This is a genomic window from Enterococcus sp. DIV0086 (assembly GCF_050498705.1).
In the GTDB taxonomy this organism is placed as follows: domain Bacteria; phylum Bacillota; class Bacilli; order Lactobacillales; family Enterococcaceae; genus Enterococcus; species Enterococcus faecalis.
Map to the genome: position 1 here is coordinate 12383 of NZ_JBNIDN010000001.1, position 15363 is coordinate 27745.

Sequence of the window (15363 nt, forward strand, 5' to 3'; positions counted from 1 at the left end):
GCGATTTAAATGGGAATTAGCAAACGAGGAACAAAGTGGCGTGCTTTTGTAAGCGTAAAAAAGGAAGGCGGAAAATACAGAAATAAGACCTTAGGTAGTTTTGATACCAAATTTGAAGCAGTAAAAGCAGTGGAACATGCGCAATCCGTCGCTTCAAAAGATCGACGTATGGCGTTTACGCTTCCTTTTTATGAGTATTTTGAATGGTTTTTTCAAAAATATAAAAAAGAAGCTTGTTCCAAAAAAACGCAAGGACACTATCAGCATACTAAAAGATATATTAAAAGGTATTTAGGTGATACACCATTATCTGACTTAACAAATGATAAGTACGTAGAATTATTAAATCGGTTTTCTAAAGACTATTCGCCAGCTACTTTAGAAAAGTTTCATACTCATATGCGTGCTTGTGTCAAACAGGCTTTTGCTTTGGGGCATATTCCTATTGAGTTTACTTCTGGTAGTTCTTTGAGAGGACTTGGAGATAAGTCTAAAGAAAAACCGATTTATCAAAAGTATATTGATGATACTCAGTATAAAAAAGTTTTACAGTATGTTGTTCAACATAGAGATAAAGAATCTTCTATTTATTATGTAATCATCTTTTCTCTACTTACAGGTTGCCGTTTTTCTGAAATAGTTGGGATTACAATTGATGATTTAAACTTTGAACAAGGGTTTGTAGATATAAACAAAACTTATGATCATATGAATCCGCCGTCTAATTCAAGCGATTGGCTTCCTTGTAAAAATAAAAATAGCTATCGTAAGGTAGAAATGCCACAGAACTTGGCAGAACTCTTGCAAGAGTTTTGGCAATATCAACAGAAAAAATGCCAGTTTCATCAAATTAAAAATCCACGTAAACAAATTTTCTTTGATTGGCAAGAAGGTGCCTGTGACAACCGAAAGGCCAATATTGAGATTAAAAAAATTCTTGTGACATGTGGCATAACTGATAAACCAAAATTTTCTATGCATTGTTGCAGACATACTTTTGTTTCTTTTTTAATCTATCAAGGCTATTCAGTAGAAGAAGTTGCTTTAATTGTTGGAGATAAACCAGAAGAAATAAGAAAAACATACTATCATGTCTTTCAGGAATATGAAGTTAGAACACGATCTAAAACGCGCAAATTGATGAATTCACTCTTTTAATTTGTTATTTAATACTAAATTAGCTGGTGCAAAGATGGTGCGAGAAAATGAAAAATAGTTAAAAGTATTTAAAGTGAAATGTTGAAATGACAGTGTTTATAAAGTATTTAACGGTATTTTAGGTAAACAATCTCTGGCCGCCGGTATACTAAAGACTGTTAAATCAATGATTTAACAGTCTTTTTTGTTTATTATTTTCTAGAATACATAAAAAAACCATCTCAAAAAAATGAGATGGAAAGTTAAGTGAGAGAGTGATAAGTATAGTGCGAATAAATACAAGGGTTACAGAAGAATGTGGGGGTTCTGCATCATCGTCATTAAATGTTCCTGCAGTAGGAATATGAATTTCTGTCATATTATATTCAATAACTTGAACTGTGATGATTGCAACAGTTCCAATGATTGCTAACATAGTAGTCATACTTTCACTCCTCTCTTAATTTTAAATAAAAGTACTTGATTGATTGACTAGAGACTAAAAATATACATCAACATGAACGTTGAGCTTTAGCACTATACAACGTAAAGATCACTCTTAGCTATTTTGAGAAAAGCCTTCTCCTCGACCAGTCTTGTTCTACTCATTGGTGTCTCTCGACATTTCTGAGCAATAGCCTATGTTTGTATAGGAGCCTCACCTAACTTATTACAAAGAAATAATAGTCTTTTAAGTAACTCTTTGTCAAGACATAAGCAGAAGTCAAAACAGTTCTATTTACAAATGAATGCGACGAACCATTTCTTCTGTTATTTGTTCTACAATATCAATGGTTGTTTTTGGCGAACGTTGATTTCTGGGGATATCGATTGAGTAAATTTTGGCAATACGACCAGGATTTGCATCCATTAATACAACCCGATCAGAAAGTTGGACTGCTTGTTGAACGTCATGCGTGATCATTACAATTGATTTAGTCGCAATTTGATTGTTTAACCAAATTTCTAATAAATCATTGGATAATTGGCTGGCTGTAATGATATCTAAAGCTGAAAAAGGTTCGTCTAAGAGCAATAAACTAGGTTCGATGGCTAAAGCACGAGCAAAGCCTACACGCTGTTTCATTCCACCAGATAACTCTCTGGGATATGCTTTTTCAAAACCAGTTAAACCAATCATTTCAATGAGATTACTGACTCTTTTATTTATTTGTTCGCGAGAAATTTCTTTACGGTTTTCTAAGCCAAAGCTGATATTTTTTTCAACTGTCAACCAAGGAAAAAGGGCAAAATGTTGAAAAACCATGCCGATATTGGCATCAGGCTCATTAATGATTTTATCTTCAAAAGTAATTTCACCTCTAGTTGTACGAAGAAGTCCAGCAATACTTCTGAGCAACGTTGATTTTCCTGTTCCTGATTGTCCGATAATACTTAAAAATTCATTCGTTTTAACTGTTAAATCAATATTTTCAAGGACTTTTAAATGTTCTGAATGTCCTTCAATTTCAAATTCTTTATATACTGATTTTATGCTTAATAATTCTTTATTTTCCATCGTCTTATTAGATAGGTAAAGGGAAATCACCTATCGTTCTCCTCTCTAGTTTATCTTAAAAATTTAGTCGAGTTGAGTCGTCCAGCTATTAATAGTGAAATTTTTGTTTTGCTGCTCGATATAAAGGTTGCCAAACAAAGGCGATACATAAACCAACAACGAAACACATCGCTAAGGTTCCTAAGGCAGATTTATCTTTTACACCATCGTTTGCCGCAATATATTGTCCTAGGCCAGTAACATCTATTGATTTTGTGCCCCATTGAATGCTTTCTGCTGCGATATCAGCGTTCCAAGCAGCACCAGCAGCGTTAATAATTGCTGTAATGAGGTAAGGTAAAATAGAAGGGATCAAAAATTTTGTCCACCATTGCCATTTAGATAATTTAAAAAGTTTGGTTACGTCACGAATATCATCAGGGATGGCTAAGTAGCCAGCAATTACATTAAAGAAAAAATACCATTGGCAACCAACCATGATGAGTGGTAAAATCCACCATTCTAATTTGTTGAAGCCCATACTAATAATCAACACAATGAATGGAGTATAAACATTTGACGGAATGGAGCCTAAAATTTGTCCAATCGGTTGAACGATACTTAAGCGCCGATTATCATTCGCAACCCAGATTGCTAAGGGAGTAAAGATAATGCCAGCAACGACCATAGCCAAGGTAACCCGTAGCGTAGTATAAAGTGTTAATCTAGGAATCATGCTGAAATCTTGATGAGGCAAGAAATGATAGAGCTTAATAGAACAATAAACCCCGATAATGGTTAAGCTGACATACCATAATGTTTTGAAGAAATGGCGTAATTTTGCTAGTAATCGATAGAGATAGTCTAGCTTGAAAAAGTACCAAACTTTTGGTAAATCGTAAATCCAAAAATGACTGAATTTCACAAAAGCTTTTGAAAAGTATTTCGTTAAAGTTGCTTTTTTTAATAAATGATAAATGATGGATTTAGGTGGCGTCGTACTTTCGACATCTGTTTCATATTTAAAATAATAAGTGGCTCGAACTAAAGGTTGAAAAACTAAAAAGTTTAAAATCACCACATTGATTAATAAGGCAAAAACAGCCCATAAACAGGATTTAAAGTCGGCTCGATTTAATGCTACTTGGATATAAGAACCAATTCCTGGTAAATAAAGGTTGGTTTCTTTAGGAAAGGCAACAGAAGCTTGCTCACTAGCCACCAAGGCAAACCAAGCCGCAGTTTGAGAAATAATAACGTTCCAAAGTAAGCCAGGAATTGAGTAAACAAATTCAAGACGCCAAAATTTTTCCCAAGCATTGTACTTGAACTGATCGGTCACATTGACTAGATCTGAAGGAATAACTTCCATTATTTGATAAAGAGTCAACATGATGTTCCAAGCTTGACCTGTGAAGATGGCAAAAATAGCAACCGCTTCTGCGCCCATCACATTTCCTGGAAATAAACCAAGTAACCAAGCAGTTGTAAAGGTCAAAAAGCCGAGCAATGGAACGGATTCAAGGAAATTAACTAATGGTAAAATGACTCTTCGTGCCGTTTTATATTTTACGGCTAAAATACCAAAAACAAAGGAAAACAGGAAGGACCAAGCCATGCCTACAATCATTCGAAACATGGTTCGAATTGAAAAGTAAAAAAGATTTGATGGAGATAAGAAATCATCTGTTTTACTTGGTGTTGCGAGGAATTCTTCTGAGGGAAGGGTGTGGAGAGGGCGATTCATTTTTAGCCAAGAGAAGACGATGATAAAAATGAAAATGCCTAAAATGATGAGCAAGGTAAGATTCCCGATACTTTTAGCAAGTAGGGTATTTTTCTTAGATGATGCAGTGACAGCTTTCAATTTAAAAACCTCCAATTAATCATATTAAAGAGGTCGCCGAATAAAAGAAGATTATAGGGTAATCACAATAATTGAGCTTTGGCTTTCTGAGACGTAAGAAAAAAATTCTAGTTATCTTAGGAAAGCCTTAATTCGACAATCCCTGCTTTACTCGTTACTGTCTCTCGACATTTCCGAGCGATAACCTGTGTTCTTCAGAGTAACCTCACCTAATATGATTCTATTTGATTTACATGCTTATCATACTCGTGACTAAAAATAAAACAATTTCTAGCTGGTTATACCTGAATTACTGTTTGTTGTTATTCTATTCAATGATTCTTAAAAAGATTGCCCACATTCTGTTTTTTTAGGGAGAAATTATCAGATGAGTATGTTATATAACCCGAGGTTAATAGCGTAGGATGTTGTATTTTTAGTTTGTCTCGTTTACTGTTAAAGATGTAAGTAGTAACTATACGTGAATGGCTAAAATTTTGGGAGGTAGTGTATTGAAAACAAAAGTGATAGTAATTAGCGGTATGACAGCAAGTGGAAAAACGACACTCATTAATGCTTTATCTGATACTGTTGAAAATGTTTATGTACTTTCATTCGATGATTATAGTATTGATGCTTTGCCATCGGCACCATCCCATGCTTTTTTATTAAAAAATTTCAACGTTGCAGTCAATTTATTCGATATTACCCAGTTAATGAAAGACTTTTTTTCTGTGAATGCTCAAGGCAAATTTAACTATATTTTTATAGACTTTCCATTTGGCTATTTACACGATGATTTGAAGCCTTTTATTGATATTGTGATCTACCTGAAAACGCCATTAGATGTTTGTTTTGCTCGCCAAGTGATTAGAGATTATTCTTATTCTCAAGGAGAAAGTATTATTAAGTGGGCCCATAACTATTTAAATAATGTTAGACCGCTATTTATAGAACATGAAAAAAATGTATTAGCAAGTTCAGACTATCTTTTAGATGGCACACATAGCGTAGATGAACAAATACAAAAGCTAAAAAAATTAAAAGTAATCTAGCACCTAAATTAAACAACAAAGAAATTTGTTCAGAAGAAAGGAAATTATGATGATTATTTGGTTAAACGGTGCGTTTGGAGCCGGAAAAACGACCATTGCACATGAGTTACAACAAAAACTTCCCAATGCAATCATTTATGATCCAGAAATTATTGGTAGTGCATTGATGGAGTTAATTCCCGAAGAAATGAAAGAAAATGATTTTCAAGAGTATCAGGAATGGCGTTGCTGGAATGCTCATTTATTAAAACGAATGTCCAAAGAGTCTGGACGGCCGATTATTGTTCCAATGACCCTTTATAAAAAAGAATATGAAGAAGAGCTGATTGGTTATTTGAGACGAGCTGGCATTGACGTTTATCATTTTTTGTTAGCGGTCGAGAAAGAAGAAATTTTACAAAGATTATTGAAAAGAAATGATGGAACTTTTGAATGGGGGAAAAATAAGTTGCCCGAAGTACTTGAAGGTTTTCGTCAGATTCAGTTTACCGAGATTTTTAGAAATCATTCAGCTGACACGACAGAAATTGTAGCAACCATTCTTAATAGAATAACCGAATAAAAATAAAATAAGGGACCTAAGCCGAAATGACTTAGGTCCCTTATTTTCTACTTCTTAAGATAATCAACTACCAGCTACTCTGATTTCTTCAAACTTTAAGACCGCACATTTACGACAATCTATTTTTACACTGTCAAAATTTTCTTTCAAGTCTTGCATTTTGTTATTTTTAGCAGTATATTTTAGGTGTACCTAAAATATATTAGAGGTTAACCTTCTGACGGGAAGGACCTTTTAAAATTATTGCAAAACGAAAGAAGGAATTGAATTGAAAAATTCAGAAGAACATGAACCAAAGCAAAGACATCATTTGATTGAATATGCAAATGGTCCTTCGCTTGAAGAAATTAATGGCACCATTGACGTGCCTAAAAATATGAGTTTTTGGAAAACGTTATTTGCTTACTCAGGTCCAGGAGCATTGGTAGCAGTGGGGTATATGGATCCAGGAAACTGGTCTACTTCAATTACTGGGGGACAAAATTTTCAATATTTATTGATGTCGATTATTTTAATTTCCAGTTTGATTGCAATGTTGCTCCAATATATGGCTGCTAAATTAGGCATTGTTTCACAGATGGATTTAGCACAAGCGATTCGTGCTAGAACTAGTAAGACGTTAGGTATTGTATTATGGATTTTAACAGAGTTAGCAATTATGGCTACAGATATCGCTGAAGTTATCGGGGGCGCAATTGCCTTATATTTATTATTTCATATTCCTTTAGGTCTGGCTGTCTTCATTACGGTATTTGATGTTTTACTTTTGTTGTTATTGACAAAAATTGGTTTTAGAAAAATTGAAGCTATTGTTGTTGCTTTAATTGTTGTTATTTTTGTGATTTTTGCTTATCAAGTGGCATTGTCAAATCCAGTATGGGGAGATGTAATTAAAGGGCTGGTTCCTAGCGCAGAAGCTTTTTCTACATCACATGCGGTGAATGGGCAAACGCCACTGACAGGTGCATTGGGGATTATTGGTGCAACAGTGATGCCTCATAATTTGTATTTACATTCTTCTGTTGTGCAAAGTCGTAAAATTGATCGTAAAGATAAAACCGATATTCAACGCGCTTTACGCTTTTCAACTTGGGATTCTAATATTCAATTAACGATGGCATTTTTTGTTAACTCTTTGTTATTGATTATGGGTGTGGCCGTTTTTAAATCCGGCAGTGTCAAAGATCCTTCATTCTTTGGTTTGTTTGATGCTTTATCAAATCCAGCGGTTATGAGTAATTCTATTTTAGCGCATATTGCAGGTTCTGGAATTTTATCAATTTTATTTGCGGTAGCCTTATTGGCATCAGGACAAAATTCAACAATTACAGGAACCTTAACTGGTCAAATTATTATGGAAGGGTTTATTCATATGCGCGTACCAATTTGGTTACGTCGGATGGTCACACGTTTGTTATCTGTTATTCCTGTCTTAATCTGTGTTTTAATGACCAGCGGGAAAAGTACAGTGGAAGAGCATATCGCGATTAATAATTTAATGAACAATTCACAAGTTTTTCTAGCATTTGCTTTGCCATTTTCTATGTTGCCTTTACTGATGTTTACAGATAGCCGTGTTGAAATGGGTGAACATTTTAAAAACTCGTGGTTAATTAAATTGTTAGGCTGGGTTTCTGTCATTGGCTTAATTTACCTCAATATGAAAGGCTTACCTGATCAAATTGAAGGATTTTTCGGTGATAATCCGACAGCGAGTCAAATTACGTTAGCCGATAATATTGCCTATGTCATCATAGCACTCGTCATCCTCTTGTTAGTTTGGACGGTTGTGGAATTATATAAAGGCGATAAACGATATGCACAGCAGCTTGCAGCTATGGAGCAACAAGTAGAGGAGGTTAAATAATGAAATTTTCAAAAATTATGGTTGGTGTTGAAGAGTCGCCAGATGCGTTAAAAGCATTTCATTATGCTATCCAAAAAGCAAAAGAAGAACAAGCTGAATTGGTTATTGTTTCGATTTTAGAAGAGAAGGAGATTAATGTTTACCAATCGTTAGATAAAAATTATTGGCAAGAACAGTTGGCGAAATTAGAGAAACAAACGGAAAAATATCAACAAGAAGCGTTAGCGAATGGCATCGATAAAGTAAGTGTAATTGTCAATGAAGGAAACCCAGGGGAATTAATTATTAATAAGCTTATTCCTTTGAATAAACCAGATTTGTTAATTATTGGCTCCAAGTCAACTAGCAAATTAAAAAGCTTTTTTGGTAGCCAAGCAGCTTATATGGCTCGATATGCCCCAATTTCTGTAATGATTATTCGCTAACAAAAATTGAAACAGTTAAAAAAGCCGCCACGATTTACTATTCGTGGTGGCTTTTTTATAGTAATTTTTGTTTATATAAATACACAGCCAAACTTAGTTGTAGCGAACTATCAGGAAATTCTAGAGTTAAGTGAAGAATCTCTTCTATTTTTTTTAAGCGGTAAATAATTGTATTACGATGTACATACATATTTGTGGCAGTCAACGAAATATTTTTATTCGATTGAAAGTAGGTGTTGATGGTTTCTAGTAGGGAACTTTCATGTTTTTGATCTTCTTTTTCTAATGGTTCAATCAATCGTTGATATATTTTTTGTTTGGCTTGTTTGGTCAGTGTTTCGATCATTAAACGATAAAAAAAGAGGTCGTCATAATTCAAAATAGTTCGTTGTTGTAATTCTTGACTTGCTTGTGCTAAGTGGAATGTTTCTTGTGCTAATTTATAAGAATCACACAGATTGGTGATTTTTTTGACAGTTGGACCAATCGCTAATTTAAATGATAATTTTGGATTCAGTTTCATTAGTTGCTCTAGTAAATTCTTGGCAAGATGAGTGGTTTGTGCAAGATAGGTGGCTTCCTCTTGTGCTGGATTTTCTAGTAATAAAATAAAGCCAGTTTGTGTAGGAAAGGCAGTAATTTTTTGTCGATATCCTTCTAAAATATGATTCAATTGATGGCCAATGCTATTCATTTGAATAGTCGGATTAAACAGTTGTTCCAATTGTTCAATGGCTACAAGCAAGAGACTAAATGTATCTTTTTCATTTAATTGCAGATAATTACTAAATTCTTGCCAAGCTTGAGGATTGGTATTTTTCTCTTGGATAAGGTCTTGAAACAGCGCCCCGATCTTTTGCCTCGTTGTTAAATTTTCCGAAGATTCTAATTGAAGTTGTGGTAAAAGGTAGTGAGCACAGACCTCCACAGATAATAAATCAATCGTCTGTAATTTTTTGGTAGTTTGCCAAATCACTAAGTAAGATAAGCTGAGATTTTTCTTTTTGATGGGTAAAATTCGCAAAGATAACTTATGGCTCGCTAAGGAAAATTCAACAGTCAATGGTTCTTTATAAAATAATAGGAGCTCATTGTTCTGGGCTTTTAAAGCTGTCTCAAACTGTTTTTTGAGAGTCGCGTTGTTTAAAATACTGGTGATTCTTGTTGGCGCATCAGGTAAATCAAAATGATTCATAATCTGAAAACGCTCGTCTAAAAGCATTACAGGCGCTTGAATCGCGGCACTTAATACTTCCAGTAATTGGGTACTTTTTCCGCCAGCTTTGATAATTGTATAAAATTTATTATGCATATGAACAGAATGTTGGCTAATCGTTTCGTCAGGTTGATTGACTCGGCGATTGACCAATGAAATAATTTGAGAAAAGTTGTAATTATAAGGGATTGAGAGAATTGGTAATCCGACGTCATTCGCTAATTGGATCATCTCTTGTGGAACTTCATTGAAATAACGTTGGACTTTAAAGCCTAGAGCAGCGCAGTTCATATTTGCTAGTTCTTGAATAAGACGTTTTTGCAAGCAAGGCTGATCTTTGAAAATATAGCCGGTAGTTAATAAAATTTCTCCTGGCGTTAACCAGTCAAAAGCATCAGGATTTTCTAAAATATTAGCTTGTAGAATTGGCGCATCTAAATTGGTCTCGTGCGTCAATAAGGTTAAACCAGGTAGTTCTTCTGCATGGAGTAGATCATTGACCGTCATCATTAGCAAGGCCTCCTTTTGTATGAATTATCTAAAAATTAAGCGTATTTATTGTAAGATGTTACAAAACTATTTTAGGGAAAATAAGGTATCCTTATACTAATAGAAAAAAGTTCCAAGTCATTACGTGATTGGTAGTCACAAGTGACCAAATAAGAACAATCAGGGCTTACAACCTATAGAGACGCATCGTTTAAAGATATAGCAATAGTATACTTAATTTTTAATGCTTTTACTATTGTTTCAGCTACTTTAAATTTCTCAAGTATTTCTATAATCTGTAAGTTTTTTGAGACTCTTATCAGATATGCTTCTTTTTCTATATTTTATCAGAAAATTCTGGTAACTTTGAAGGTTATAGTTTGTAAAATGGAGGGATCGGTATGAAGAAATTAAAAATGTTAGGATGCGTCGGTTTGCTTTTAGCTTTAACGGCTTGTCAGGCGGGAACGGGAAACTCGGCTGATAGTAACAAAGCAGCGGAACAAAAAATTGCAATTAGTTCTGAAGCGGCTATTTCGACAATGGAACCACACACAGCGGGGGATACGACCTCGACTTTAGTCATGAATCAAGTTTATGAAGGACTCTATGTTTTAGGTAAAGAAGATGAATTAGAGTTGGGGGTCGCTGCCGAAGAACCAGCGATTTCTGAAGATGAAACCGTTTATACATTTAAGATTAGAGAAGATGCCAAATGGTCGAATGATGATCCAGTAACAGCAAACGACTTTGTTTATGCATGGCAACAAGTTGCTTCCCCTAAATCAGGATCGATTCATCAAGCGTTATTTTTTGACGTCATTAAAAATGCTAAGGAAATTGCTTTAGAAGGCGCAGATGTGAATACTCTTGGGGTTAAGGCGCTAGATGATAAAACGTTAGAAATAACTTTAGAACGGCCCACCCCTTATTTGAAATCATTACTTTCGTTTCCTGTTTTGTTTCCACAAAATGAAAAATATATCAAAGAACAAGGGGATAAATATGCCACTGATGCAGAACATTTGATTTATAATGGTCCTTTTAAATTGAAAGAATGGGATAATGCCTCTTCCGATGACTGGACCTACGAAAAAAATGATACGTATTGGGATGCTGAAAAAGTTAAATTAACAGAAGCAAAAGTTTCAGTAATTAAGAGCCCAACGACAGCGGTGAATTTGTTTGACTCGAATGAATTGGATGTAGTGAATAAGCTAAGTGGTGAATTTATTCCTGGTTATGTTGATAATCCAGCCTTTCTTTCAATTCCTCAATTCGTCACATACTTTTTAAAAATGAACAGTGTTCGTGATGGAAAAGAAAATCCGGCTTTAGCGAACAACAATATTCGTAAAGCGTTGGCACAAGCTTTTGATAAAGAAAGTTTTGTAAAAGAAGTCTTGCAAGATCAATCAACGGCCACAGATCAAGTAATTCCGCCGGGACAAACGATTGCGCCAGATGGAACAGATTTCACAAAACTAGCTGCTAAGAAAAATAACTACTTAACCTACGATACAGCGAAAGCAAAAGAATTCTGGGAAAAAGGGAAAAAAGAAATTGGGCTGGATAAAATCAAATTAGAATTTTTAACAGATGATACAGACAGCGCAAAAAAAGCTGCTGAGTTTTTCCAATTTCAATTGGAAGAAAATCTAGACGGATTAGAAGTGAATGTTACTCAAGTTCCTTTTACTATTCGTGTTGATCGTGATCAAACGAGAGACTATGATTTAGAATTATCTGGTTGGGGAACCGATTATCGTGATCCATTAACAGTTATGCGCATTTTTACTTCGGATAGTACCTTGGGCGGCGTAACGTTCAAGAGTGATACGTATGATCAATTAATCCAAGAGACTAGAACAACACATGCGGCTGATCAAGAGGCTCGTTTAAATGACTTTGCTCAAGCACAAGATATTTTAGTGAATCAGGAAACGGTTTTAGCACCAATCTACAATCGAAGCATTTCTGTATTAGCTAATCAAAAAATCAAGGATCTGTATTGGCATTCATTTGGACCTACGTACAGTTTAAAATGGGCTTATGTTAACTAATTGAATGAAGGTAGGAAGGGGTTTGTCATGCTTTTAAAAAACTGTAAATTAGAAACAGGATTTTCTACTGTGAATCAGCGAATTGTTGCGACAGAAACAGCTAGCTATGATATTCGAATTGAAAACGAGGTCTGTACTGCGGTCGCACCGCAGTTAAGGCCTTTAGAGAGCGAAACAGTTATCGATGTGAATCAGCAACTCGTTTTACCTGCTCTAAGAGAAATGCATATTCATATTGATAAAACGTATTTTGGGGGACCTTGGAAGGCCTGTCGTCCACTAACAAAAGGAATTTTAACACGTATTGAAGAAGAAACTTGGCTGTTACCTGAACAATTACCAACTAGTTTAGAACGTGCTTGCCAAGTTATTGAGCAGTATATTCAACAAGGCCATTATCATATTCGCAGTCATTGTAATGTAGATCCATCTATTGGAACGAAACATATTGAAATCACTAAAGAAGCATTTAGTCGATATGAACAATACATTACTCATGAAATTGTGGCTTTTCCTCAACACGGATTACTCCGCTCACAAGTCGAACCTTTGATGCGCGAAGCCTTACGCATGGGGGCAACTCATGTCGGTGGCGTTGATCCAGCCCTTGTGGATCGTCATGTGGATCATTCAATCGCAAAAATATTTGAATTAGCTACCACATTTAATAAAAAAATTGATGTCCATTTACACGCCCGTGATACTTTGGGACTTTATGAATTTAATAAATTTGTTGATTATACAGAACAAGCAAAAATGTTTGGCGAAGTCACTTTAAGTCATGCTTTAGCTTTGGGGAGCTTAGAAGAAGCAGCAATTAGAGACATTGCGCAAAAATTCATCGAAACAGGTATTGATTTGACTTCGACTGTACCGATTGGAATGCCCACCATGCCGATTCCAACCTTGGTTGAACAAGGTGTTAAGATTTCCGTTGCTCATGACAGTTTGACGGATCATTGGTCGCCTTTCGGCAGTGGCAATACAATAGAAAAATTAAATACAGCCGCTCAAAGATTTAAAATTAGCGATGAGTATCGCTTGAATCGTTTATGGGGCTTAGCGAGTAATTTTGTAACGCCTCTTGATCCTAACGGGCAGCGAGTTTGGCCTAACGTCGGCGATTCTGCAGATTTCCTACTATTTAATGCTGAGAGCACTGCTCACGTGATTGCACGCCAACAGCCAATCCAACAACTGATACTAAAAGGACAACTGGTTGAAGCCGTTCAAAAGGGGGAAAGAGAATGACAGCATCCATTGTTTATTTGAATAATGTTCGTTTAGAAACTGGTTTTGCTAAAGACCACCACGAATTAACGTATACTAAAACCGCACGCTATACTTTAGCGATTCAAGAAGGCAAAATTCAAGCGATTATTCCGCAAAATCAAGTCACTGAAAAGCAACAAGGAACTGATTTAAACGGACAACTGGCTATTCCCGCTTTTCAAGAGAGCCATAACCACTTAGATAAAACCTACCTTTCATTAGGCTGGCGTGCTAGCCAACCTGTTAAGAATTTAAAAGAGCGTTTAGCAGACGAAGCCAGTGAACTTAAATTGTTAGCGCCGTCAACAGAACAACGAGCGACGGCCATGATTGAAAAATTGATTGGTTATGGAGCCTCTTATATTCGGACACATGTCAACATTGATCCTTATGTAGAACTAGAAAACTTCTGGGGCGTCAAAAGAGCCTTAGAAAAATATGCGCATGTGATTGATTATGATATTGTTGTCTTTCCACAGCATGGATTATTAAAAAATCCCCAAACGGTTTTACTCATGAGAGAAGCCCTAAAAAATGGTGGAACAATGGTTGGCGGTTTAGATCCTGCAGGCATTGATTATGCAATTGAAGAATCTTTAGAAACCATTTTCGATCTGGCAGAAGAATTTCAAGTAGGAATCGATATTCACTTGCATGATACGGGGGAAGTGGGTGTTTATACAATTGATAAATTTTTAGACATTTTGGAAGAACGAAAATTTACTCAGCGAACCGCTATCAGTCACGCCTTTGCGCTGCTAAATGTACGACCAGCAGAAAAAGAAAAACTATACCAACGCTTGGCAACGCATCAAACGGCGATTATGTCTACAATTCCCTATGATCCTCGTTATTTATTGCCACCAATTGATGTGTTACGCCAAACTGGTGTATCGGTTCATTTAGGTAGTGATGGCTTTTTTGACTCTTGGAGTTCTAATGTTTCAGGTGATTTATTTGAAAAATTACGTAATTTTTGTGAAATGACAGGAAAGATTACAGAAGAGCAACTTACTCAAGCTTACGTCCATGGCTGTGGCAAAGAAGCACCTTTTTCATTTGAAGAAGAACGTCTTTGGTTTACAGAAGGCGACGAAGCAAACTTTATCTTTACAGAAGCAGCTTCTACAGCAGAAGTGATTGCTAGAAAACCGCAGAAACGCAAGATTATGTTGAAAGGACAATGGGTTTAACTTGCTTTAAAATTAGGTAGAAATAGAATACTAAAAAGCCAAACAGAGGAAACAGGGTTCAGCTCTGAGCAACGCATAGTGTCAGTCCAGCGGTTACTCGTCACAGTTTAATCCTTATAAAGTGCTTCTGCTCACAACGTGTATCAGCGTTTCAAGTTTGTTTGACTCACTTTAACATAGCACTTTTGCGTATCTTCCTTTATAATAAGACAAAATGAAGGAGATGAACCAAGCATGACTGAACAAACGAGAGAAAACAAAAAAGCAGCCTACGAATTGTGCTTACAACAATTGAGCGGTTTGTTAGAAATAGAAACGGATGCTATTGCAAATTTAGCAAACTCGTCCGCGTTACTTGCACAAACGTTACCAGACACCGTTTTTGCTGGGTATTATTTATATAAAGATGAAGAATTAGTTTTGGGGCCTTTTCAAGGGAAAGTCTCTTGTACCAGAATTAAAATGGGCAAAGGTGTCTGTGGTGAGTCCGCGGAAAAACAAGCTACATTGATTGTTGATAACGTGAAGACACACGCCAATTATATTTCTTGTGACTCAGCTGCGATGTCTGAAATCGTTGTACCGATGGTAAAAAATCATCAATTGGTCGGTGTTTTAGATATTGATAGTGGTGTAACAAATAGCTATGATGCGGTTGACCAACTGTATTTGGAAAAATTTGTTACCTTGTTACTAGAAAAATCAGATTTTTAAGCAGACTATTTTTGCTTTCTGACAAA

Annotated in this window: 13 protein-coding genes and 2 riboswitches; of the genes, 9 read left to right on the forward strand and 4 right to left on the reverse strand. The window is 35.6% G+C overall.

Translation table 11 applies throughout. The features are described from left to right. Window positions 1-9: 9 nt before the first annotated feature. Window positions 10-1158 (forward strand): site-specific integrase, encoded by a 1149-nt coding sequence (locus IGI63_RS00055; RefSeq protein WP_002408083.1) that lies wholly within the window; start codon window positions 10-12, stop codon window positions 1156-1158. A gap of 163 nt (window positions 1159-1321) precedes the next feature. Here IGI63_RS00055 and IGI63_RS00060 read toward each other — a convergent pair whose 3' ends face one another. The 3 genes from IGI63_RS00060 to IGI63_RS00070 form a co-directional block, all read right to left on the reverse strand. Then, window positions 1322-1582: a hypothetical protein gene (locus tag IGI63_RS00060; protein ID WP_421502961.1), complete on the reverse strand. Its 261-nt coding sequence runs from the start codon at window positions 1580-1582 to the stop codon at window positions 1322-1324. 64 nt (window positions 1583-1646) lie between these two features. After that, a riboswitch (M-box (ykoK) riboswitch) is annotated at window positions 1647-1814 on the reverse strand. Between the two features lie 62 nt (window positions 1815-1876). Next, window positions 1877-2656 (reverse strand): ABC transporter ATP-binding protein, encoded by a 780-nt coding sequence (locus tag IGI63_RS00065; protein ID WP_002360638.1) that lies wholly within the window; start codon window positions 2654-2656, stop codon window positions 1877-1879. A gap of 88 nt (window positions 2657-2744) precedes the next feature. Then, window positions 2745-4517: an ABC transporter permease subunit gene (locus IGI63_RS00070; protein WP_025187111.1), complete on the reverse strand. Its 1773-nt coding sequence runs from the start codon at window positions 4515-4517 to the stop codon at window positions 2745-2747. A 41-nt stretch (window positions 4518-4558) separates the two neighbouring features. Continuing rightward, window positions 4559-4726: riboswitch (M-box (ykoK) riboswitch) on the reverse strand. A gap of 240 nt (window positions 4727-4966) precedes the next feature. On the opposite strand from IGI63_RS00070, the gene IGI63_RS00075 reads away from it, so the two are divergent. The 4 genes from IGI63_RS00075 to IGI63_RS00090 all read left to right on the forward strand — a co-directional run bounded on the left by IGI63_RS00075 (window position 4967) and on the right by IGI63_RS00090 (window position 8390). Next, on the forward strand, window positions 4967-5536 hold the full coding sequence (locus IGI63_RS00075) for an adenylyl-sulfate kinase (RefSeq protein WP_429975102.1): 570 nt from the start codon (window positions 4967-4969) through the stop codon (window positions 5534-5536). 46 nt (window positions 5537-5582) lie between these two features. Then, window positions 5583-6098: an AAA family ATPase gene (locus tag IGI63_RS00080; RefSeq protein WP_202496004.1), complete on the forward strand. Its 516-nt coding sequence runs from the start codon at window positions 5583-5585 to the stop codon at window positions 6096-6098. 268 nt (window positions 6099-6366) lie between these two features. After that, window positions 6367-7965 carry an Nramp family divalent metal transporter gene (locus IGI63_RS00085; RefSeq protein ID WP_002382010.1) on the forward strand — a complete coding sequence of 533 codons (1599 nt, stop codon included), beginning with the start codon at window positions 6367-6369 and terminating at the stop codon, window positions 7963-7965. Beyond that, window positions 7965-8390, forward strand: a complete 426-nt coding sequence (locus IGI63_RS00090; RefSeq protein WP_002358161.1) for a universal stress protein — start codon at window positions 7965-7967, stop codon at window positions 8388-8390. The genes IGI63_RS00085 and IGI63_RS00090 overlap by 1 nt, the downstream gene beginning before the upstream one ends. A 55-nt stretch (window positions 8391-8445) precedes the next feature. On the opposite strand, the gene IGI63_RS00095 is transcribed toward IGI63_RS00090, so the two are convergent. Further along, complete coding sequence (locus IGI63_RS00095; protein ID WP_002375257.1) at window positions 8446-10116, reverse strand: PucR family transcriptional regulator; 1671 nt, start codon at window positions 10114-10116, stop codon at window positions 8446-8448. A 380-nt stretch (window positions 10117-10496) separates the two neighbouring features. On the opposite strand from IGI63_RS00095, the gene IGI63_RS00100 reads away from it, so the two are divergent. From IGI63_RS00100 to IGI63_RS00115, 4 genes are all read left to right on the forward strand, one after another. Next, window positions 10497-12158 carry a peptide ABC transporter substrate-binding protein gene (locus tag IGI63_RS00100; protein WP_002363656.1) on the forward strand — a complete coding sequence of 554 codons (1662 nt, stop codon included), beginning with the start codon at window positions 10497-10499 and terminating at the stop codon, window positions 12156-12158. Further along, window positions 12159-13409, forward strand: a complete 1251-nt coding sequence (locus IGI63_RS00105) for an amidohydrolase family protein (RefSeq protein WP_179189479.1) — start codon at window positions 12159-12161, stop codon at window positions 13407-13409. Next, window positions 13406-14623, forward strand: coding sequence for an amidohydrolase (locus tag IGI63_RS00110; protein ID WP_429975103.1), 1218 nt, complete (start codon window positions 13406-13408; stop codon window positions 14621-14623). The genes IGI63_RS00105 and IGI63_RS00110 overlap by 4 nt, the downstream gene beginning before the upstream one ends. 234 nt (window positions 14624-14857) lie before the next feature. After that, window positions 14858-15337 (forward strand): GAF domain-containing protein, encoded by a 480-nt coding sequence (locus tag IGI63_RS00115; RefSeq protein ID WP_002360627.1) that lies wholly within the window; start codon window positions 14858-14860, stop codon window positions 15335-15337. Window positions 15338-15363: the final 26 nt, after the last annotated feature.